General features: G+C 70.3%; 17 protein-coding genes. 9 read left to right on the forward strand and 8 right to left on the reverse strand.

What is annotated here, in order from left to right; translation table 11 throughout:
• The 3 genes from BST14_RS21020 to BST14_RS21030 form a co-directional block, all read right to left on the reverse strand.
• A partial coding sequence (locus BST14_RS21020) for a beta-ketoacyl synthase N-terminal-like domain-containing protein (protein ID WP_281252820.1) occupies window positions 1–556 on the reverse strand: 556 nt, incomplete at its 3' end.
• Between the two features lie 203 nt (window positions 557–759).
• The gene (locus BST14_RS21025; RefSeq protein WP_083066295.1) at window positions 760–1,212 is read right to left on the reverse strand and encodes a hypothetical protein; all 453 of its coding nucleotides are present in this window, start codon (window positions 1,210–1,212) and stop codon (window positions 760–762) included.
• Window positions 1,209–2,243: a nucleoside hydrolase gene (locus tag BST14_RS21030; protein WP_083066313.1), complete on the reverse strand. Its 1,035-nt coding sequence runs from the start codon at window positions 2,241–2,243 to the stop codon at window positions 1,209–1,211. The genes BST14_RS21025 and BST14_RS21030 overlap by 4 nt, the downstream gene beginning before the upstream one ends.
• A gap of 32 nt (window positions 2,244–2,275) precedes the next feature.
• Between BST14_RS21030 and cmaA1 the strand changes: the two genes are divergently transcribed.
• Window positions 2,276–3,163, forward strand: a complete 888-nt coding sequence (gene cmaA1 / locus BST14_RS21035) for a cyclopropane mycolic acid synthase CmaA1 (RefSeq protein ID WP_083066296.1) — start codon at window positions 2,276–2,278, stop codon at window positions 3,161–3,163.
• Here the strand turns inward: cmaA1 and BST14_RS21040 are convergent, their stop codons facing one another.
• Together BST14_RS21040 and BST14_RS21045 are read right to left on the reverse strand one after the other, a co-directional pair.
• Window positions 3,164–5,176: an SDR family oxidoreductase gene (locus tag BST14_RS21040; RefSeq protein WP_083066297.1), complete on the reverse strand. Its 2,013-nt coding sequence runs from the start codon at window positions 5,174–5,176 to the stop codon at window positions 3,164–3,166.
• A gap of 56 nt (window positions 5,177–5,232) precedes the next feature.
• The gene (locus BST14_RS21045; protein WP_083066298.1) at window positions 5,233–5,946 is read right to left on the reverse strand and encodes a histidine phosphatase family protein; all 714 of its coding nucleotides are present in this window, start codon (window positions 5,944–5,946) and stop codon (window positions 5,233–5,235) included.
• A 151-nt stretch (window positions 5,947–6,097) separates the two neighbouring features.
• Between BST14_RS21045 and BST14_RS21050 the strand changes: the two genes are divergently transcribed.
• Window positions 6,098–6,970 (forward strand): MaoC family dehydratase, encoded by an 873-nt coding sequence (locus tag BST14_RS21050; RefSeq protein ID WP_083066299.1) that lies wholly within the window; start codon window positions 6,098–6,100, stop codon window positions 6,968–6,970.
• On the opposite strand, the gene otsB is transcribed toward BST14_RS21050, so the two are convergent.
• Window positions 6,967–8,109: a trehalose-phosphatase gene (gene otsB, locus BST14_RS21055; protein WP_083066314.1), complete on the reverse strand. Its 1,143-nt coding sequence runs from the start codon at window positions 8,107–8,109 to the stop codon at window positions 6,967–6,969. The two genes, BST14_RS21050 and otsB, sit on opposite strands and share 4 nt — an antisense overlap.
• A 149-nt stretch (window positions 8,110–8,258) precedes the next feature.
• Here otsB and BST14_RS21060 point away from each other — a divergent pair, with 149 nt between their 5' ends.
• Together BST14_RS21060 and BST14_RS21065 are read left to right on the forward strand one after the other, a co-directional pair.
• Window positions 8,259–11,552 (forward strand): error-prone DNA polymerase, encoded by a 3,294-nt coding sequence (locus tag BST14_RS21060; protein WP_083066300.1) that lies wholly within the window; start codon window positions 8,259–8,261, stop codon window positions 11,550–11,552.
• 86 nt (window positions 11,553–11,638) lie between these two features.
• Window positions 11,639–12,283, forward strand: coding sequence for a nitroreductase family protein (locus BST14_RS21065; protein WP_083066301.1), 645 nt, complete (start codon window positions 11,639–11,641; stop codon window positions 12,281–12,283).
• Window position 12,284: 1 nt separating this feature from the next.
• On the opposite strand, the gene BST14_RS21070 is transcribed toward BST14_RS21065, so the two are convergent.
• Window positions 12,285–12,749: a tRNA (cytidine(34)-2'-O)-methyltransferase gene (locus tag BST14_RS21070; protein ID WP_083066302.1), complete on the reverse strand. Its 465-nt coding sequence runs from the start codon at window positions 12,747–12,749 to the stop codon at window positions 12,285–12,287.
• A gap of 18 nt (window positions 12,750–12,767) precedes the next feature.
• Between BST14_RS21070 and BST14_RS21075 the strand changes: the two genes are divergently transcribed.
• From BST14_RS21075 to BST14_RS21095, 5 genes are all read left to right on the forward strand, one after another.
• Entirely contained in the window at window positions 12,768–13,373 is a 606-nt protein-coding gene (locus tag BST14_RS21075; protein ID WP_083066303.1) for a class I SAM-dependent methyltransferase, read from the forward strand.
• Between the two features lie 250 nt (window positions 13,374–13,623).
• The gene (locus tag BST14_RS21080) at window positions 13,624–16,458 is read left to right on the forward strand and encodes an ATP-binding protein (protein WP_083066304.1); all 2,835 of its coding nucleotides are present in this window, start codon (window positions 13,624–13,626) and stop codon (window positions 16,456–16,458) included.
• A complete protein-coding gene (locus BST14_RS21085; RefSeq protein WP_083066305.1) occupies window positions 16,455–16,862 on the forward strand; it encodes a serine protease inhibitor in 408 nt (135 codons plus the stop codon). Before BST14_RS21080 ends, BST14_RS21085 begins: the two co-directional genes overlap by 4 nt.
• Before the next feature lie 6 nt (window positions 16,863–16,868).
• Window positions 16,869–17,243, forward strand: coding sequence for a DUF742 domain-containing protein (locus BST14_RS21090; protein WP_083066315.1), 375 nt, complete (start codon window positions 16,869–16,871; stop codon window positions 17,241–17,243).
• Window positions 17,224–17,811, forward strand: coding sequence for a GTP-binding protein (locus tag BST14_RS21095; RefSeq protein WP_083066306.1), 588 nt, complete (start codon window positions 17,224–17,226; stop codon window positions 17,809–17,811). Before BST14_RS21090 ends, BST14_RS21095 begins: the two co-directional genes overlap by 20 nt.
• A gap of 20 nt (window positions 17,812–17,831) precedes the next feature.
• Here BST14_RS21095 and BST14_RS21100 read toward each other — a convergent pair whose 3' ends face one another.
• Window positions 17,832–20,294, reverse strand: coding sequence for an ATP-binding cassette domain-containing protein (locus BST14_RS21100; protein WP_083066307.1), 2,463 nt, complete (start codon window positions 20,292–20,294; stop codon window positions 17,832–17,834).
• Window positions 20,295–20,332 lie beyond the last annotated feature (38 nt).

Raw genomic sequence — 20,332 nt, forward strand, 5'->3', positions numbered from 1 at the left:
AGACGATGTTGCGCCAGGCCTGCGCGATCCCCTCGGACCCGGACGCGCACGCCGACACCGGCGTGATCACCCCGGCCCTGGCGTGCCGCTCCAGGCCCACCGCGACGGCCGCGCCGTCGGGCATGTACTTCGATACGGCCAGCGGCGAGACCCCCTTGAAGCCACGGGACCGCAGGTCGTCATAGCTGAACACGATCTGCTCGGCGGACCCCAGGCCGGTGCCGATGGACACCATCAGCCGGTCGGGGTCGACCTCGGGGGAGCCGGCGTTCTCCCAGACCCGCCGGCTCAGCACGGTCGACATCCGCTGCAGGTAACCCATCCGGTGCCGTTCGGCTCGCGTCAGCCCGCCGTCGAATTCCTCCAGCAGGTGCCCGCCGATGCGCACCGGCAGGTCAAACTCCTCGACGAACGAATCTTCGAGCTTGCGGATACCACTTTGGCTGTCCAGCAACAGCTTCCACGTGCTCTCGGCATCAGTGGCCAACGCGGTCGTCATGGCGACGCCGGTGACGACCACGTTCGGCAGCGTTTTCCCGGTAACCAGCTCCGTCATGACTCGCAAAACCTTTCAGTCGATGAGAGCCGATGACGCTGGACGTCGAGCCCCACTCCCTAAAATCACCAAATACGATCCCCCATTGTCCCAACATCGAAAACCTTGGGCAACGAGACACGGCGTAAGCCAGGGATTCGTGGCCAAAAAACCGCTATCAGCTGCTGGTTCTTGGTTTGACCGCACCCCCGGCGGATCCGCCGCTATCCGGCGCGCACCGCCTGCGCTCGCGCCATCAGCCCGCGCCCACCGGGCAGGGCGCCCACCACGGCGCGGGCCAGCCGGTCGCGGCCCCGGACGCCGTCGGTCCTGGCCCGTCCGGCGCGCAGATGCCGCCAGCCGAGCGCTGCCCACGACGCGGCGACGACGGCGTCGGTGACCCCGCCGCGGGCGCGGCGCCGGTCGATCACGGCCAGGCCGAGCGCCGTCGCCGAGTGCACGGCGTCGACCCAGACCCCGGCCGCCAGCACCTCCGGGCCGGGGTTGACCCCCGACAGCAGCGACTGGGCCAGATGGCGGGCACCCAGGATCCGGGTGACGACGAGTGCCTTGCGATCGACCTGCACCCCATGGAGGTGGTTGAGCACCTCGGCGGGCGCGACCAGCAGCACGGCGCCCCATCCCGCCCGGACCAGCTCAATCGCGCGAATCTTCATCGGGCACCCTCTGATTGCCGTGCGAAACGTCCCACTCGTTCGATGAACCGATCGAAGAACGCCGCGGCGTCCACGTCAATCCCGATCAGCGCGTTGGGTTTTCGACGATCCGACCAATCGGTCACCGTCATGGCGCGGGTCAGCGTTCCGGTCAGCTCGATGCCCACCGTCGCCGGGCGCGTCGTGACGAGCTCGGGGTCCAGCGCGACGGCGGCGGCCAGTGGATCGTGCATGTGTGCCCGATACCCATGGCCGAGTTCGTGATAGGCCTCCAGGTAGAACCGCGTCGCGTCCTCGATCACCCGGATCAGCGGATTGGACGCCGTCGACCTGGTGCCGGGTTCGTCGTGTTCGCTCAGCGGTGTCGTCGCCGACTCCGCGGCCGCGGCCAGCCGCACAAGGTGATTCGGCGTCAACGCGACCTTGCGGGTCAGGTCCAGGCCGCACAGGACCGGAAGCCGCTGTCGCTCAGCGGTTTCCGGACACCAGGCGGCCAGCACCTCGGCCGCGGCCTCGGGATCGACGCTGATGTTCCACTCCGCCACCGCGGTGGTGTTACCCCGGTGGTCGTAGGACCCACCCATGATCACCAGCCGGCGCAGCAGCGCCGGCAGCTCGGGCTCGGCGCGCAGCGCCAGCGCCAGGTTGGTCAACGGGCCGGTCGCCACCCCGATGAGCTCACCGGGAAAGGCCCGCGCCGCCTGCACCCAGGCGCTCGCCGAGTCATAGTCGGTGAGCCGACCCGAGCCCGGCGGCAGGTCGGCATAGCCCAATCCCCTGGCACCGTGCACTTTCGACGGCAGCCGCATCGGCCCGGTCAGGGTCTCCGGCGAACCCTGCGAAACCGGTATGCCGGTGCGTTGGCACAGCGCAAGAAGGCCCAGATTGTTTTCGCAAACCTGTTCCACCCCAACGTTTCCCCCGGTCGAGGCGATGCCGACCACGTCGGCGTCCGGGCTGGCGAACAGGTAGATCAGCGCCAGCGCATCGTCCACGCCGGTATCGACGTCAACGAAAACGGGCGAGTTCATCGTCTCCAACATACCGGCGCTAGGCTGGCACGATGCCAACGACGTCGGAGCCCCCGCAGGGGACTGATCTAACGCCGCACTTCGACGATGTGCAGGCCCACTACGACTTGTCGGACGACTTTTTCCGGCTATTTCTCGATCCGACCCAGACGTACAGCTGCGCCTACTTCGAACGCGACGATATGACGCTGGAAGAGGCGCAGATCGCCAAAATCGACCTCGCCCTCGGCAAACTCGGGTTGCAGCCCGGCATGACGCTGCTCGACGTCGGCTGCGGTTGGGGCGCCACCATGATGCGCGCGGTGGAGCGCTACGACGTCAACGTCGTCGGCCTCACGCTGAGCCGCAACCAGGCCGATCACGTCGAGCAGCTGATCGCGAAGTCCGCCAGCCCGCGGTCGGCACGGGTCCTGCTGGAGGGCTGGGAGCAGTTCGATGAGCCGGTCGACCGGATCGTCAGCATCGGCGCCTTCGAGCACTTCGGGCACGAGCGCTACGACGCGTTCTTCACCCTGGCGCACGACCTGCTGCCCGACGACGGGGTCATGCTGCTGCACACCATCACCGGGTTGCACCCGACGGAGATGGTCGACCGCGGCATGCCGATCTCGTTCACGTTCGCCCGGTTCATCAAATTCATTGTCACGGAGATCTTCCCGGGCGGACGGCTGCCGTCCATACCGATGGTCGAAGAGCGCGCCACCGCGAACGGTTTCACGGTGAGCCGCGTGCAGTCGCTGCAGCCGCACTACGCGAAGACCCTCGACATGTGGGCCGCCGCGCTGGAGGCCCACAAGGACGAGGCCATCGCGCTGCAGTCCGAGGAGGTTTACGAGCGGTACATGAAATACCTGACCGGTTGCGCCGACGCCTTCCGGGTCGGATACATCGACGTCAACCAGTTCACGCTGCAGAAGTGACTACCAGTGCACGCCGGGCACCAGGCGGACCAGCCGCTTGACTCCACGGGGTGTCCGGATGCCGCGGGTGACGGCGCGCACGGGCCGGCTGGGCTTGCGCCGTGGGGTCCGCGCGGCGGGCGCGGGAGCCGGTTCGGTGGTCAGCCCGCGCGCCGCCGCCGAGTCGGGATAGCCGAGGTAGAGCTGGTGCAGGATCCGCCGCGACGTCCGTGGGGCGAAGTAGTTGCCGGCCTCGGCGAGGGTGCCCAGCGGAGTGTCGATGCGGGCCGGCTTGTCCACCAGCCCGCGCACCACCATGGCCGCCGCACGCTCGGGGCTGATCGCCGGCACCGGGTTGAGCCGGTGCGACGGCACGATCATGGGCGTGCGGACCAGCGGCATATGGATGTTGGTGAAGGTGATGTGGTCGGACAGCACCTCGGAGCCCACCACGTCGGAGAACGCGTCCAGCGCCGCCTTGGACGGCAGGTAGGAGCTGTACTTCGGATTGCGCGCCTGCACACCGGCGCTCGACACGTTGACGACGTGGCCGAATCGGCGCTCGCGCCAATGGGGTAGCAGCGCGAGCACCATCCGCACCGCGCCGAAGTAGTTGACCGCCATCACCCGCTCGTAGTCGTGCAACCGGTCGGTCGAGTTGACCACCGAGCGGCGGATGGACCGGCCGGCGTTGTTCACCAGGTAGTCGACGTGGTCGAAGCGGCCCAGGATGTCTTTGACGGTGTGCTCCACCGATGCGGAATCGGTGACGTCGCAGGTAAAGGCATGGGCGACACCACCATTGGCGCGGATCTCGGCAACCAGTTGATCCAGGGCGTCGGCGTTGCGGGCCAGAGCAAACACGGTCGCGCCGCGCTCGGCGACCGCGATCGCCGCCGCCCGGCCGATGCCACTGGACGCCCCGGTGATGATGACGTGGCGGCCCTGCAACGGTCCTCGCGGATCGTCGCGGCGGGCCCGATCGGGGTCGAGGTGCTCGGCCCAGTACCGCCACAGCTTGGGCGCGTATTCGGCGAACTCGGGAACGCCTATCCCAATGCCCCGCAACGCATCTCGCGTCTTCTCGCTGACAAAGGTGGGCGCGAGGTCCACGACGTCGAGCACCTCGGCGGGGATGCCGAGCTGGGTGGCCGCCATGTTGCGCACCACCTTGGCGCGCCCGCGCGCCTTGAGCACCGGGGCGGCCACCGAGCGGGGGAGTGAGCCGCGTAGCGCAGGCAGCCCGGCCGCCTTGGCCACGCCGCGGTAAATGCCGCGCAGGCCAATGGTTTTCTCGGCGGTCAGGTGGAACGTCTGCCCGTCGCGACCCTCGGTGTGCATCAGCGCGACCAGCGCGCCGACGACGTAGTCCACCGGCACGATATTGGTGCGGCCGGTGTCGGGCAGCAGGATCGGGGTCAGTTTGGGTAGCACCGCCAACTTGGCCAGCACGCCGAAGAAGTAGTACGGGCCGTCCACCTTGTCCATCTCGCCGGTACGCGAATCGCCCACCACCACCGCGGGCCGGTAGATGCGATGACGCAGGTCGGGTGCCGAGCGCACCAGCAGCTCGGCTTCGAACTTGGTCTGGTGATACGGCGTCGGCAGCCGCTGGCCGACGTCGAAATCGTCCTCGGTGTATTCGCCCGCGAAATCGCCGGCCACCGCGATCGACGACACGTGGTGCAACGTCGCGTCCAACCGCTGCGCCAGCGCGATCACCGCGCGGGTGCCCTCGACGTTGGCGGCCCGCTGTTCGGATTCGCCGGCGGTGATGTCGTAGATCGCCGCGCAATGCACCACGTGATCGATCCGGCCCAGCTCGGCGAGCGCCTGGTCGCTCAGATCAAGCTCCGGCAACGCGCCGACCAGTGGTTTTACCCGTTCGCCCCAGTCAGCGGCGAGCCCCTCGAAGCGGCCCAGCGACTGCCGTCGCACCAGCACCCACACCTGCGCATCGGGCCGGGATTCCACAAGACGAGACACGACGCGGCGACCAATAAACCCGGTACCGCCGGTAACGACATACCGCATGAAGACATGGTGGCGGTGGCAGCCGCGCGCGTCAACCGGGGATCTTGCGCGGGAGGTCAGTTGTGGAAGTCGCGGATGCCGTCCCAGTCCACCAGCGTCCAGCCGGTCATGGGATTGCCGCTGATCACCACGCGACCCGTGTTCGGAATCGGGTGGCTGTTCATCAGGCTGTCCTTGGCGTTCTGCGCGTTCAGCAGCGTCCACACCATGATCGAGTTCCGGTGCGAGAACACCACCGGGTTGCGGTGGCCGCTGTTGTAGATCTTGTTGACGGCAGCGGTGAACTGGTCGTTGAACTCCTTGCCGCTGACCGAGCCGGGGATGCTGAGGGAGCCGTCACCGTTGATCCAGTTCACCGGCGCCAGCATGTACGTCGACTTCGCCATCGACTCGGGTTTGCCGTTGTACCAGCCCGCGTCGATCTCCTGGATGCCGGTCAGGATTTCGACCTGCTTGCCGAGCTCGGCCGCCAGCGGGGCGGCGGTTTGCTGGGCCCGGGTCATGGTGGAGGCGTAGACGCTGTCGTAGCCCTTGCGGCCGAGTTGGTGGGCGACCTGCTCGGCCTGCCCCTTGCCCTCCGGCGTCAGGCCCGGGCCCGGCACCGCGGTGTCGATGACGCCGGCGGCGTTGGCCTCCGACTGGGCGTGCCGGATGAACGTCACCGTGATGGACCGCGCCTGCGGTGAGCCGCCGCAGCCGGCGACGATCATCGTGGCGGTGAGCGCGGCGAGCGCCACGCCGGCCTTGCGGATCATGCTGCGCTTGGGCATGGAGATAGCCTGCCCTGCCGACGGCTTCGGTGGGAAGGGTTTGCGACGCTTTGTTACCGCCGGGTCCGGGGGGAGAGGGCCTTGCTCAACCCCTCATTTCGCCGGATGCCAGAGTGGACCGAGGATCCCTACCACCGATCAGGAGACTTCCATGGCGATTGATCCGAGTGCCGTCGGCGCGGTCACCGAACCCATGCAGTTCGAATGGGCCGATCGGGACACGCTGCTTTATGCGCTCGGCGTGGGCGCCGGGATCGACGACCTGGCATTCACCACCGAGAACAGCCACGACATCGACCAGCAGGTGCTGCCGACCTACGCGGTGATCTGCTGCCCGGCCTTCGGCGCGGCCGGCCTGGTCGGAAAGTTCAACTGGGCCATGCTGTTACACGGATCGCAGAGCATCCGGCTGCATGCGCCGCTGCCGCCCGCGGGCAAGCTCTCGGTGGTGTCCGAGGTCGCCGACATCCAGGACAAGGGCGAGGGCAAGAACGCGATCCTGGTGCTGCGCGGGCGAGGCACCGATCCGGAATCCGGGCAGCTGATCGCCGAGACGCTCACCACGCTGGTCATCCGGGGCGAGGGCGGCTTCGGCGGGATGCCGGGTCAGCGGCCGGTCGCACCCGAATTCCCCGACCGCGAGCCCGACGCCCGGATCGCGCTGCCCACCCGCGAAGATCAGGCGCTGATCTACCGGCTCTCCGGGGATCGCAACCCGCTGCACAGCGACCCGTGGTTCGCCCGCGAGCTGGCCGGCTTCCCCAAGCCGATCCTGCACGGGCTGTGCACCTACGGGGTATCGGGTCGCGCGCTGGTCGCCGAGCTCGGCGGGGGCGTCGCGGCGAACATCACCTCGATCGCCTCGCGCTTCACTTCGCCGGTGTTCCCCGGCGAGACGTTGACCACGTTGATCTGGCGCACAGAACCGGGCAAAGCGGTGTTCCGCACCGAGGCGTCCGGTCCCGATGGGGCCGATGCCCGGGTGGTGCTCGACGACGGCGCGGTCGAATACGCCCGGTCTTAACTGTCCAGCTCGGCGGCCAGCCGGTCGGTGAATTCGCCGGCGCGGGCGGGACTGTCCAGCGCGAACAGCGCAGCGGTCGCGCGGTCGCCGTCGTCGCCGTGCCGCACCAGGATCGGTACGCCGTGGACAGGCCCCGCGCGCAGCGCGTCGAACGCGTCCTCGTCGGTGATGTCGTCGCCGAGGTAGACCGGTGTGAGCGCGCCCGATCCGGCCTCGTGCAGGTGATCGATCACCCAGCGCAGCGTCTTCCCCTTGTCCCAGTCCAGATCTGGGCGCAGCTCGATGACCTCGCGGCCGGTGGTCACCCGAAGCTGGTCCCGTCGTCCCGCGGCGCGCACCGCCGCCAGCACCTCACCGACGCGGTCCCGTGCGACGTTGCGGTAGTGCGCGGCGACCCCGAATCGCTTGTGCTCCACCACAACACCGGCGATCCCGCCCAGCTCGTCGCGCAGCCGCCCGGCCGCCTCCTCGAGCACTCCGATGGCGGCGGCCGCGGCATCGTTCTGGTGATGGGTACCGTCGGGCGCGGTCAGCTCGAAGCCGTGACTACCTGCATACCAGATACCCGGCACGCCAACGCGTTTGGACACGTCGGCCAGGTCGCGCCCGGATAGCACCGCGACCGGGCACCGCGCGGCCAGCTTTGTCAGCGCTTCGGTGGCCCCGGCGACGGGCCGCGCCGCGTCCGGGTCGTCGACAATGTCGGAGAGCGTGCCGTCGAAGTCGAAGAACACGGCCGGCCGCCGGGAGGCCAGCCCATCGGCCAAGGCCTGCAACGCATCCGGCAGTTGCGACATCCGGCGGTCTCCGGTGCGCACGGTGACCTCGCTCAGGTCGGCGACCACCGCGTCGGCGCCGGCCTCATCCAGCGCGTCGTGCCCCGCCGGGCCCAGACCGATCACCAACGCGAACCCGGCGGTGCGCGCGGCCTCGATGCCCGCCGCGTCCCCGGCGACCACGACGGCGCGGCCCGGACGCACGTTCAGGCCCGCGGCCGCCCGCACCGGGCCGTCCGACCAGACGGCCGCGGTGCCCACCCCGACCTCCCGCAGCTGCGCGGCCAGGGGTGAGCCGAGCGCGCCCTCGGCGTCGAAGAACAGCACCGCGTCGTGGCGGCGCGGGTCGATGATGACCGGCATGGTCACGACATTAGGTGCTCTTGGCCGTCTCGCCGCGTCGGCATGTGATGGTTGGGCGTCAACCCGAGATGCTGTCACCTCGATGACGGCAACCAAACCGGCCGGCCGCGCCGACAACTATCGAACATCAGTTCGATATACTCGGTTGCGTGGGCTGGTTCAACGGGCCGCCGAGCTGGGCGGAAATGGAGCGGGTGCTCGACAGCAAGCCGCGCCATGCCGGGGAGTCGGCGGGCCCGGAATCCGACGGCCCCGTGTCGCGCCGGCGCGCGACGTATCGGCCGCCCGATGACGGCCGGGCGCCCCGCTCGTCCGTCGCTTATGCCGAACTGCACGCGCATTCGGCGTTCAGCTTCCTCGATGGGGCCAGCACCCCGGAGGAACTGGTCGAGGAGGCCTCCCGGCTGGGCTTGCGCGCCCTGGCGCTCACCGACCACGACGGCCTGTACGGGGCGGTGCGGTTCGCCGAAGCGGCGGCCGAGCTCGACATGCGCACCGTGTTCGGGGCCGAACTGTCGCTGGGTGGCCAGGCCCGCACCGAAGCGCCGGATCCGGCGGGCCCGCACCTGCTGGTGCTGGCCCGCGGTCCGGAGGGCTACCGGCGGCTGTCGCGGCAACTGGCCGCAGCGCACCTGGCCGGCGGGGAGAAGGGCAAGCCCCGCTACGATTTCGACGCGCTGACCGAGGCCGCCGGCGGGCACTGGCACATCCTGACGGGCTGTCGCAAAGGCCATGTGCGCCAAGCGCTTTCCGAGGGCGGCCCATCGGCGGCCGAGCGGGCGCTGGCCGACCTGGTGGACCGGTTCGGTGCGCAGCGGGTCAGCATCGAGCTCACCCATCACGGTCAACCCCTCGACGACGAACGCAACGCCGCGCTGGCCGCGCTGGCCCCACGCTTCGGGGTGGGCGTCGTCGCCACCACCGGCGCGCATTTCGCGGGGCCGTCGCGGCGCCGGCTGGCCATGGCAATGGGCGCCATCCGGGCGCGGGAGTCCCTGGACTCGGCCGCCGGGTGGCTGGCCCCGCTGGGCGGTGAGCACCTGCGCTCCGGTGCGGAGATGGCCCGGCTGTTCGCGCACCTGCCCGTGGAGGGCCCCGACGTGGTGACCGCGGCCGCCGAGCTGGGCGAGCAGTGCGCGTTCGGGCTGGCGCTCATCGCGCCGCAGCTGCCGCCGTTCGACGTGCCCGCCGGGCACACCGAGGACAGCTGGCTGCGGCAGCTGACCATGGCCGGGGCACGCCGGCGCTACGGGTCGGCCGAGAGCGCGCCGCGCGCCTATGCCCAGATCGAGCACGAACTCAAAGTCATTGCCCACCTGACGTTTCCGGGTTACTTCCTGGTGGTGCACGACATCGCCCGGTTCTGCCGGGAAAACAACATCCTGTGCCAGGGCCGGGGATCGGCGGCCAACTCGGCGGTCTGTTACGCCCTCGGTGTCACCCCCGTCGACCCGGTGGCCAACGAGCTGCTGTTCGAGCGTTTCCTGTCGCCGGCCCGCGACGGGCCGCCCGACATCGACATGGACATCGAATCCGATCAGCGCGAAAAGGTCATCCAGTACGTCTACGACAAATACGGCCGCGACTACGCCGCCCAGGTCGCCAACGTCATCACCTACCGGGGAAAGATCGCGGTGCGCGACATGGCCCGCGCCCTGGGCTTCTCGCAGGGCCAGCAGGACGCGTGGAGCAAGCAGATCAACCACTGGAACGGGCTCGCCGACTCACCCGACGTGGACGGCATCCCCGAACCGGTGGTCGATCTGGCGAACCAGATCCGGAACCTGCCGCGGCACATGGGCATTCATTCCGGCGGCATGGTGATCTGCGACCGCCCGATCGCCGACGTGTGCCCGGTGGAGTGGGCGCGCATGGAGAACCGCAGCGTCCTGCAGTGGGACAAAGACGACTGTGCGGCAATCGGTTTGGTGAAGTTCGATCTGCTCGGGCTGGGGATGCTTTCCGCGCTGCACTATGCCATCGACCTGGTGGCCGAGCACAAGGGGATCGAGGTGGACCTGGCCCGCCTCGACCTCTCCGAGCCGGCGGTGTACGAGATGCTGGCCCGCGCCGATTCCGTCGGCGTGTTCCAGGTGGAGTCGCGCGCGCAGATGGCCACGCTGCCGCGGCTGAAGCCGCGGGTGTTCTACGACCTGGTGGTGGAAGTCGCGCTGATCCGTCCCGGTCCCATCCAGGGCGGGTCGGTGCATCCCTACATCCGGCGGCGCAACGGGGAGGCGCCGGTGGTCTACGACCACCCGTCCATGGAGCCGGCGCTGCGAAAGACGTTGGGAGTGGCGCTCTTTCAGGAGCAACTGATGCAGCTCGCGGTCGACTGCGCCGGCTTCTCGGCCGCCGAGGCCGATCAGTTGCGCCGCGCCATGGGGTCCAAGCGCTCGACCGAACGCATGCGACGGCTGCGTGGCCGGTTCTACGAGGGCATGCGTGCGCTGCACGGCGTCAGCGACGAGGTGATCGACCGCACCTACGAAAAGCTGGAGGCCTTCGCCAATTTCGGCTTCCCGGAAAGCCATGCGTTGAGCTTCGCGTCGCTGGTGTTCTACTCGTCGTGGTTCAAGCTGCACCACCCGGCGGCGTTCTGCGCGGCGCTGCTGCGCGCCCAGCCGATGGGCTTCTACTCGCCGCAGTCGCTGGTGGCCGATGCGCGCCGGCACGGCGTGACGGTGCACGGGCCGGACGTCAACGCCAGCCTGGCGCACGCCACGTTGGAGAACGCCGGAACCGAGGTGCGGTTGGGGCTGGGCGCGGTCCGCCATATCGGCGACGATCTGGCCGAGCGCTTGGTTGACGAGCGAAAAGCCAACGGCCCGTTCGCTTCCCTGCTGGACCTGACGACCCGGCTGCAATTGAGCGTGCCGCAGACCGAGGCGCTGGCGACGGCCGGGGCTTTTTCCTGCTTCGGCATGTCCCGCCGCGAGGGGTTGTGGGCGGCCGGGGCGGCGGCCACCCAGCGGCCGGGCCGGCTGCCCGGGGTGGGATCGTCCTCGCTCATCCCGGCGCTGCCCGGGATGAGCGAGCTGGAGCTGGCCGCCGCCGACGTGTGGGCCACCGGCGTCTCCCCGGACAGCTACCCGACGCAGTTCTTGCGGGCCGACCTGGACGCGCTGGGGGTGGTGCCCGCCGAGAAGCTGGGCTCGGTGCCCGACGGCGACCGGGTGCTGATCGCCGGCGCGGTCACCCATCGCCAGCGCCCCGGCACGGCCCAGGGGGTCACGTTCATCAACCTCGAGGACGAGACCGGGATGGTCAACGTGCTCTGCGCGCCATGGGTGTGGGCGCGGCATCGCAAGCTGGCGAACTCGGCGCCGGCGCTGCTGGTGCGCGGGCAGGTCCAAAACGCCAGCGGCGCGATCACCGTCGTCGCCGAGCGGCTGGGCCGCATCACCCTGGCGGTCGGCTCCAAGTCCCGCGACTTCCGGTGACGCTTCGCGAGACTGCAACCAGCGACGGCCTCACTCGAGAAACGCGTCGTGGAATACAGTTTCGCGGCAACAGATAGTCTCCACGCATGACCCTGAACCTCTCCGTTGACGAAGTCCTCGCCACCACCCGCTCGGTCCGCAAGCGCCTCGACTTCGACAAGCCGGTGGGCCGCGACGTGCTGATGGAATGCCTCGAACTGGCGCTGCAGGCGCCCACCGGTTCCAATTCGCAAGGCTGGCAATGGGTGTTCGTCGAGGACGCCGAGAAGAAGAAGGCGATCGCCGACGTCTATCTGGCCAACGCCCGCGGCTACCTCAGCGCTCCGGGGGCCGAGTACCCCGAGGGGGACACGCGGGGCGAGCGGATGGGCGCGGTCCGCGATTCGGCCACCTACCTCGCCGAGCACATGCACTCCGCGCCGGTGCTGCTGATCCCCTGCCTGCAGGGCCGCCCGGACCAGTCGCCGCTGGGTGGGGTGTCGTTCTGGGCGTCGCTGTTCCCGGCGGTCTGGAGCTTCTGCCTGGCGCTGCGCTCGCGGGGACTGGGGTCCTGCTGGACGACGCTGCACCTGCTGCGCGACGGCGAGCAACGGGTCGCCGACATCCTGGGTATCCCGAACGACCGCTACAGCCAGGGCGGACTGTTCCCGATCGCCTACACCAAGGGCACCGACTTCCGCCCGGCCAAGCGGCTGCCCGCCGGCCAGGTCACACACTGGGACAGTTGGTGAATCAGGTGGCGCCGGCGTAGCCGTGTTGCCGCCAGGCTTCGTAGACGGCGATCGCCGCGGCGTTGGACAGGTTCAGCGAGCGCCGGCCCGGCAGCATCGGAATGCGCACCTGCCCGGTGATGTGCGGGTCGGCCAGCGTCGCGGCGTCCAGCCCGGTGGGTTCGGGACCGAACATCAACACATCGCCGGCCCGGTAGCGCACGTCGGCGAACGAGGTGGGCGCCTGCGCGGTGAAGGCGAACACCCGCTGCGGTGACAGCGCCGCCCAGGCAGCGGTCAGCGAGGCGTGCACGGTGACCGACGCCAGGTCGTGGTAGTCCAGCCCGGCCCGCCGCAGCTTGGGTTCGGACAGGTCGAACCCCATCGGCTCGACCAGATGCAACTCGCAGCCCGTCGTCGCCGCCGTCCGGATGGCGTTGCCGGTATTGGGCGGGATCCGCGGCGCCAGAAACATCAGCTTGAACACAACGGGGATAATGGTCGCATGGTCGAGCAGAGCATCTGGATGCAGAAGGTCGCTGCCGATCCCGGGCATTCACAGTGGTACATCGAGCGTTTCCGGGCGATGACCCGCGCCGGCGACGACCTGGCCGGCGAGGCCCGCTTCGTGGACGCGATGGCGCCGCGCGGCGCCCACATCCTGGACGCCGGCTGCGGGCCCGGCCGGCTGGGCGGATATCTGGCCACGGCCGGCCACCGGGTGGTGGGCGTGGACGTCGACCCGGCGCTGATCGAAGCGGCCGAACAGGACTACCCCGGCCCCCGCTGGCTGGTCGGCGACCTGGCCGAGCTGGACCTGCCCTCGCGCGGCATCGCCGAACCGTTCGACGTCATCGTCTCCGCCGGCAACGTCATGGCGTTCTTGGCGCCGAGCACCCGGATCCAGGTGCTGAGCCGGCTGCGCGCCCACGTCGCCGACGACGGCCGCGCGGCGATCGGCTTCGGCGCCGGCCGCGACTACGAGTTCGACGCATTCGTAAACGACGCGGTCGACGCGGGCTTCGCGCCCGATCTGCTGCTGTCCACCTGGGACCTGCGGCCGTTCACCGAGGACTCCGATTTCCTCGTCGCGCTGCTTCGGCCCGCCTAGGATCAGGCGCTCGGAGGTGTTTGCCAGGGGTGAACGCGGGGGGCGCGGCGCCACCTTGGAGGGACCTGTCTGCTCAGTAACGATTCTGGTGGCCTGCGCCGCGGGCTGTCATACTCGTCGGATTGCCACACTCACGCGCACACGCCTATCTGGCGCGGGGCGGGCGAAATAAAGCAGGAAGTTTCATGAGCCTCTCGTTTCTTTCAGCGCTCAGCGTCAGCGCAGCGGCCGGTCGTGCGGCCGCGATGACATGACCATGTTCACCCGCCCGGGCGACCCGGCCCAGGCGGAAGTCGCTCAGCCCGCACCGGTGGGCGGGGCCGACGCGGCGCCGGCCAAGCGCCCGCCGTCTTGGTCGCTGAGCAACTGGCCGGTCGGCTGGAAGGTGCTGGCGATCGTGCTGGTCCCGCTGACCTTGGCGACGGTCTTCGGGGTGCTGCGCATCAACGGCGCCATGGCCAACGCGGCCGGCCTGCGGCTGGCCGCCACCCGCGCCGACGTCGTCCCGGTCATCACCAAATACATGTCCGCGCTCGATGTCGCGCTGCTGGCCGGCTCCACGGGACACGACGTCGACGGCGCCAAGAAGAATTACGAGGCGCGCAAGTACGAACTGCAGTCCAGGCTGGACACCGACGTCAGCCCCGAGGTCCGCTCCGGGGTGACCAACCTGCTCGACGGCGGTCAGATGCTGGTGAACAAGGCAGCCGACCCCGCCCTCGGTTTGCGGGAGCGGGTCACCCTCTACGCGCCGATCCTGTTGACGGCCGAGGACGTGATCAACGCCTCGGTGCGCGTCGAAGACGAGAAGATCCGCGCCCAGGCGCAGGGGCTGAGCCGGGCGGTGGGCGCCCGCGGCCAGATGACGATGCAGAAAATCCTGGTCACCCGCGGGGCCGAACTGCCCGAGCCGCAGCTGCGGACCTCGATGGCCACCCTGGCGGGAACCGAGCCGTCGACGCTGTTCGGGATGAGCGAGGTGCTCGGGGCCGGGTCGCCGGAGGCCAAGACGCTGCAACAGCAGATGGTCAGCCGGATGGCGATCATGTCCGACCCGGCCAGCGTGCTGGTCGACAACCCCGACCTGCTGCGTTCGATCCAGACCACCGACGACATCGCCGACCAGGTCATCAAGAACGCCACCGCGTCGGTGACCAGGTCGGTGCACGCCCAGGCCGCCGAGCGCCGCTCGGCCGCGATCACCGACACCGTCCTGGTGATCGCCGCGATCGTGATCGCGTTGGGGGTCGTGCTGCTGGTCGCGCGCGCCCTGGTGCGGCCGCTGCGCATCCTGCGCGACGGCGCGCTCAAAGTCGCTCACACCGATCTCGAGGAGGAGATCGCCCGGGTGAAAGCCGGTGGGCCCGAACCGATCCCGACTCCGCTGCCGGTATACACCACCGAGGAGATCGGCCAGGTCGCCCACGCGGTCGACGAGCTGCACACGCAGGCCCTGCTGCTGGCCGGCGACGAGGCGCGGTTGCGACTGCTGGTCAACGACATGTTCGAGACCATGTCGCGGCGCAGCCGCACGCTGGTGGACCAGCAGCTGGCGCTCATCGACCGGCTGGAGCGCAACGAGGACAACCCCGACCGCCTGGACAGCCTGTTCCGGCTCGACCACCTTGCGGCGCGGCTGCGCCGCAACAGCGCCAACCTGCTGGTGCTGGCCGGCGCGCAGCTGGCCCGCGACCAGCGCGACCCGGTGCCGCTGGCCACGGTGATCAACGCCGCGGTGTCCGAGGTGGAGGACTACCGCCGCGTCGAAGTCGCCGGGCTGCCCGAGTGCTCGCTGAACGGCGCGGTCGCCGGCGGCGCCATCCACCTGTTCGCCGAGCTGATCGACAACGCGCTGCGCTACTCGCCGCCGACGAGCTCGGCCCGGATCTCCGCCTCGCGCGGCGGCTCAGATCCGCAGGGGGGCGTCGTGGTGCGGATCGCCGACTCCGGTCTGGGGATGAACGACACCGACCGGCGCATGGCCAACATGCGGCTGCAGGCCGGGGGTGACGTCAGCCCCGACAACGCCCGGCACATGGGCCTTTTCGTGGTGGGCCGGATCGCGGCGCGGCACGGCATCCGGGTGGGGCTGCGCGGCCCGGCGGCCAACGAGTCGGGCTCGGGTACCACCGCCGAGATCTACCTGCCGCCGATGGTGCTGGCCGGGTCGGCCGTCGCCGAGTCCGCCGCGCCCCGGCACATCCGGGCGGTCTCGTCGCCCAGCGCCAAGCTCGCCAGCGCGGCCCCCGCGCCCTCCGACGACGCCGGGATGCCCGACGGCCCGCTCGAGCCGGCGGCGCGCACCGCCCCGGACGCGTCCGGGCCGTCGGTCACGTTGCTGCCGCGCCGCAACCCGGGCTCCAGCGGCATCACCGACGTCCCCGCGCCGCCCGCGGAGCAGCTGCCCCGCCGCCAGCGCCGCGAGCTGGCGACCCCCTGGTGGGAGGAGGCCCCCACGGCGGAGCCCAAACCCGCATCGGCGCCCCAGCCGAAACCCATGCCCACACCGGGGACCAAACCGGCGCCGGCCCGGGCGGCGTCGGACACCTCGGCTTTCTTCGCGGCCCGGTCCCGGGACGCCGACGGCCGCACGCAGACCCGGCAGGACCAGCCGGCGCGGCCCGCCCCGGTCGGGTCCATCCCGCCGGAAAAATCGGCGGCTCCGGCCGACGATGACGTCATCTACCGGCGGATGCTCTCGGAGATGCTGGGCGACCCGCACGACCTGGTCAACAGCCCGGACCTGGATTGGCAGTCGGTCTGGGACCGGGGCTGGACCCTGGCGGCCGCGGCCGAGGACAAGCCCGTCGAGGAGCACACCACCGCCCACGGCCTGCCGGTGCGCACCCCGGGCGCCCGGCTGGTGCCCGGCGGCGCCAACGGTGTCGAGCAGGGCGAGCCGGCCGAACCCGACGAGCGGCGCAGCGGCAGATCCCCGTCGCACCGGGAGCCGCAGCACGCGGCCACCGGCCGCTTGGCCCGCGACCCCGAGGCGGTTCGCGCCTCGTTCAGTAGCCATTTCGGCGGCGTGCGCACCGGACGTTCGCACGCCCGTGAGACCGATCAAGGATCCGACCAAGAATGACCTCCTCCGACAACTCCCTGGACTGGCTGGTGACCAGGTTCGCCCGCGAGGTCCCCGGCGTCGCCCACGCGCTGCTGGTGTCCGTCGACGGGCTGCCCATCGCCGCCAGCGAGCATCTCCCACGGGAACGCGCCGACCAGCTGGCCGCGGTGGCCTCCGGGCTGGCCAGCCTGGCCACCGGCGCCGCGCAGCTGTTCGAGGGCGGCCAGGTGCTGCAGTCGGTGGTCGAGATGGCAAACGGCTACCTGTTGTTGATGCGGGTCGGCGATGGCTCGCACCTGGCGACGCTGGCCCTGACGTCGTGCGACATCGGTCAGATCGGCTACGAGATGGCCGTCCTCGTCGAACGGGTGGGCGGCGTGGTGCAGTCGACCCGCCGGTCCGCCGTGCAGCAGCACTCGTGAGCCGTGATGGACACCCCCGAGACCTGGCCGGCGCATCGTAAGGGGAACCTGGTCCGCCCGTACACCCTGACATCGGGACGGACCGACACCGACGTCGACCTTCCGCTGGAAGCGCCGATTCAGGCGCTGCAGGCCGGCCTGGCCCACCGGTGGCCGCCGAACGACACGAGAGGCAGAATCATTCGACTCTGCGTCGAGCACCCGTCGGTCGCCGAAATCTCGGCCCGCCTGGACCTTCCGCTCGGCGTCGCGCGCGTCCTGGTCGGAGATCTGGTGCTGTCCGGCTACCTTCGGGTGCACAAGACGTTGTCTGAGCGGTCGAGCAGAGATGAGCGCCAGGAACTCATAGGAAGGACACTGCGTGGCTTACGCGCACTCTGAGGTGCAGCCCGACTCCGGCGCCCACGCGTCGACCAAGATCGTGATCGCCGGCGGATTCGGGGCCGGCAAGACCACCTTCGTCGGCGCGGTATCGGAGATCATGCCGCTGCGCACCGAGGCGATGCTCACCGACGCCTCGGCCGGCGTCGACGCGCTGGAGGCCACCCCGGACAAGCGGACCACCACCGTCGCGATGGATTTCGGGCGGATCACCCTGGCCGAAGACCTGGTGCTCTACCTGTTCGGCACGCCGGGGCAGCGCCGCTTCTGGTTCATGTGGGACGACCTGGTGCGCGGCGCGATCGGCGCGGTCGTGCTGGTCGACTGCCGGCGCCTGCAGGACAGCTTTGCCGCCGTCGACTTCTTCGAACACCGCAACCTGCCGTTTCTGATCGCGGTCAACGAATTCGACGGCGCACCACGCTATCCCGTCGAGGCGGTGCGCGAGGCGCTGACGCTGCCCCGGCACATCCCGGTGATCACGGTCGACGCCCGCGATCGCCGGTCGGCCAGAGACGCGCTGATCGCCGTCAGCGAGTACGCCCTGGAGACCCTGGCCGCGAGCTGATCGCGCGTTGCGGCCCGCGTTCAGCGCTTGAGCCGGATGCGCCACCGCACGATCGCGGCGTAGCCCACGGTGAGCACCGCGAGCAGGCCCATGTCGAACAGCCAGGCCGTCGGCGTGTGCTGGAAGTGGCTGTCGCGCGGGCTCTGCGGGCCGGGCGACACCGTCCACAGGTCGACCGTCGACCCCTGCGCCGCGTACCCCCACCGCGAGGGCAGCAGCCAGGACAGCTGATCGAGGAACATCCGGTGGGTCACCGGCACCATGCCGCCGGAGAGCACCATCTGCATCATCAGCGACACCACCAGCAGGGGCATGATCTGCTCGTGGGAACGCGCCAGCGCCGAGAGCAGCAGGCCCAGCATGGCCGAGGCCACACACGTCGCCGCGACCCCGACGAACAACTCGAGGGTGGCCGCGAAACTGGAGGGGCCCAGCAGCACCGCGCCCCGCGTCGGTGGCCCCTTGCCCAGCACCACGATCGCCGTGGCGATGGCCGCCTGGATGACGGCGAAGGTGCAAAACACCGCGACCTTGGCCAGCAGGTAGGCGGTGCTCGACAGGCCGACCGCCTGTTCTCGCCGGAAGATGGCTCGCTCGCCGATCAGGTCGCGGATGGTCAGCGCGGTACCCATGAACGCCGCGGCCATGGTGAGCAGGGTCAGGATCATCCCCGCCTCGCCGGCCGACTCGCTGACCGGATCGGCGTAACCGAATCCGACGCTGCCGGGAACGGCCAGTGACAGCGCGCCCATCACGAACGGCAGCGCCGCCAGGAAGGTGAAGTAGGCCCGGTCGGAGACCACCAGCCGGATCTGGCGGCGGGCGATCGTGGAGAACTGGCGGCGCTTGCTGGTGTGCGCCGGGGCGCCCAGCTTCCCCGGCGCTTGGGTCCGGGTGGGCGGCGGCGGCCGGTTCTGCGCAAGGAAGCGGCGGTTGGCCTCGTCGGGATCGGCGCCCACCTTGGCGAAGATGTGCGCCCAGTTGGTGGTGCCCATGGCCGCGCCGATCTGCCCGGGCGGGCCCAGGTACGCCGTCTTGCCGCCGGGCGCCATCAGCAGCACCTGGTCGCAGACGTCAAGGTAGGTCAGGGAGTGGGTGACCACCAGCACGACGCGCCCGGCGTCGGCCAGCTGTCGCAGCATGGTCATCACCTGTAGATCCAGCGCCGGATCCAGCCCGGAGGTCGGCTCGTCGAGGATCAGCAGCGACGGCCCGGTCAGTAGCTCCAGGGCGACCGAGGCGCGTTTGCGCTGCCCGCCGGAGAGCTTGTCGACCCGGGTGTTCGCGTGCTCGGTCAGGCCCAGCTCGTCGAGGACCTGGGCGACGACCTGTTCGCGGTCGGCCTTGCTGGTGTCGGGCGGTAGGCGCAGCTCGGCGGCGTAGCCGAGCGCCTGGCTGACCGTGAGCTGGCGGTGCACGACGTCGTCCTGGGGGACCATTCCGATCCTGGTGCGCAGCGACGCGTATTCGGTGTGGATGTCGTGCCCCTCGAAGGTGACCGATCCCGACGACGGGGTGGCGTACCCGGCGATCAGCCGCGACAGCGTGGTTTTGCCCGCGCCCGAACCGCCGATCAGCGCGGTCAGCGTGCCCGGCCGGGCGACCAGCGAGATCCGCTCCAGCAGGGTCTTGCCGTCGACGCCGAAATTGACTTCGCGCACCTCCAGGCCGCCGGCCCGGGTGGCCGCCTCCTGGCGACGAACCAGCACCCCGTCTGCGAAGACGAGGTCGACGTTGCCGATCGTCACCACGTCGCCGTCGGACAGCACCGCCGACCCGACCTTGACGCCGTTGACGAAGGTGCCGTTGCTGCTGTTCGCGTCGCGGATCTCCGCGCCCGTCGGCGTCGGCGTCAAAAAGGCGTGGTGGCGTGAGGCCAGCACGTCGTGGATGACGATGTCGTTGTTGAGCGCGCGCCCGATCGAGGCGCCGCGTGCCGGCGCGGGCCGCCGGTCGGATGGCCGCCCCGGGACGCCGACCCGTGTCGTCGGGAACTCCCCGACGCCGTCGCCGCGCCCGGTCCGGGTCGGCGGGCCATAGGCGGCTGGCCCGGGCTGCCGTGCGGGGCCTCGCCGACGGAAGGGCCGCGACGGCGGCGGGCCGGGTGGCCCCGGGGGAGGCGCGAGCGCCCGGGGAGGGGCGGCCGCGGGCGGAAGCGACCCGACGCTGCCGGTGTGCTGGCCCACTTCGAAGGTGAGCCGCGGGCCGTCGGGCTTGCCGAGGTTGATGGTCTGGCCGTCGCGGATGTCGACGACCGGCACCCGCCGGCCGTCGAGGTAGACCCCGTTGAGCGTGTTGTTGTCGACGGCGAGCCACCGCCCCTGATCGAAGCGCAGCAGCACGTGCGCGCGGGCGATCAACGGGTGTGCGACGCGCAGGTCGGCGCGCAGGTCGCTGCCGACGACCACGTCGCGGCCGGCGGCGAAGCTTCCTTCGGATCGGTCAGCTCGAGCGGTCAGCACGGGCCGCGCGGGTCCAGTCATCACGTCCAGGTTAGGGGTGGTTGCGCGCGGATCGGTGT

Source organism: Mycobacterium arosiense ATCC BAA-1401 = DSM 45069 (assembly GCF_002086125.1).
Classification (GTDB): domain Bacteria; phylum Actinomycetota; class Actinomycetes; order Mycobacteriales; family Mycobacteriaceae; genus Mycobacterium; species Mycobacterium arosiense.

Excerpts from the sequence above, each read along its gene's own strand:
- BST14_RS21085 (WP_083066305.1), top strand. The coding sequence starts at position 16,455 with ATGACCTCCTCCGACAACTCCCTGGACTGGCTGGTGACCAGGTTCGCC.
- cmaA1 (WP_083066296.1), top strand. The coding sequence starts at position 2,276 with ATGCCAACGACGTCGGAGCCCCCGCAGGGGACTGATCTAACGCCGCAC.
- BST14_RS21050 (WP_083066299.1), top strand. The coding sequence starts at position 6,098 with ATGGCGATTGATCCGAGTGCCGTCGGCGCGGTCACCGAACCCATGCAG.
- BST14_RS21090 (WP_083066315.1), top strand. The coding sequence starts at position 16,869 with ATGGACACCCCCGAGACCTGGCCGGCGCATCGTAAGGGGAACCTGGTC.
- BST14_RS21030 (WP_083066313.1), bottom strand. The coding sequence starts at position 2,243 with ATGAACTCGCCCGTTTTCGTTGACGTCGATACCGGCGTGGACGATGCG.
- BST14_RS21080 (WP_083066304.1), top strand. The coding sequence starts at position 13,624 with ATGACCATGTTCACCCGCCCGGGCGACCCGGCCCAGGCGGAAGTCGCT.
- otsB (WP_083066314.1), bottom strand. The coding sequence starts at position 8,109 with ATGCCGGTCATCATCGACCCGCGCCGCCACGACGCGGTGCTGTTCTTC.
- BST14_RS21075 (WP_083066303.1), top strand. The coding sequence starts at position 12,768 with ATGGTCGAGCAGAGCATCTGGATGCAGAAGGTCGCTGCCGATCCCGGG.
- BST14_RS21025 (WP_083066295.1), bottom strand. The coding sequence starts at position 1,212 with ATGAAGATTCGCGCGATTGAGCTGGTCCGGGCGGGATGGGGCGCCGTG.
- BST14_RS21040 (WP_083066297.1), bottom strand. The coding sequence starts at position 5,176 with ATGCGGTATGTCGTTACCGGCGGTACCGGGTTTATTGGTCGCCGCGTC.
- BST14_RS21100 (WP_083066307.1), bottom strand. The coding sequence starts at position 20,294 with ATGACTGGACCCGCGCGGCCCGTGCTGACCGCTCGAGCTGACCGATCC.
- BST14_RS21045 (WP_083066298.1), bottom strand. The coding sequence starts at position 5,946 with ATGCCCAAGCGCAGCATGATCCGCAAGGCCGGCGTGGCGCTCGCCGCG.
- BST14_RS21065 (WP_083066301.1), top strand. The coding sequence starts at position 11,639 with ATGACCCTGAACCTCTCCGTTGACGAAGTCCTCGCCACCACCCGCTCG.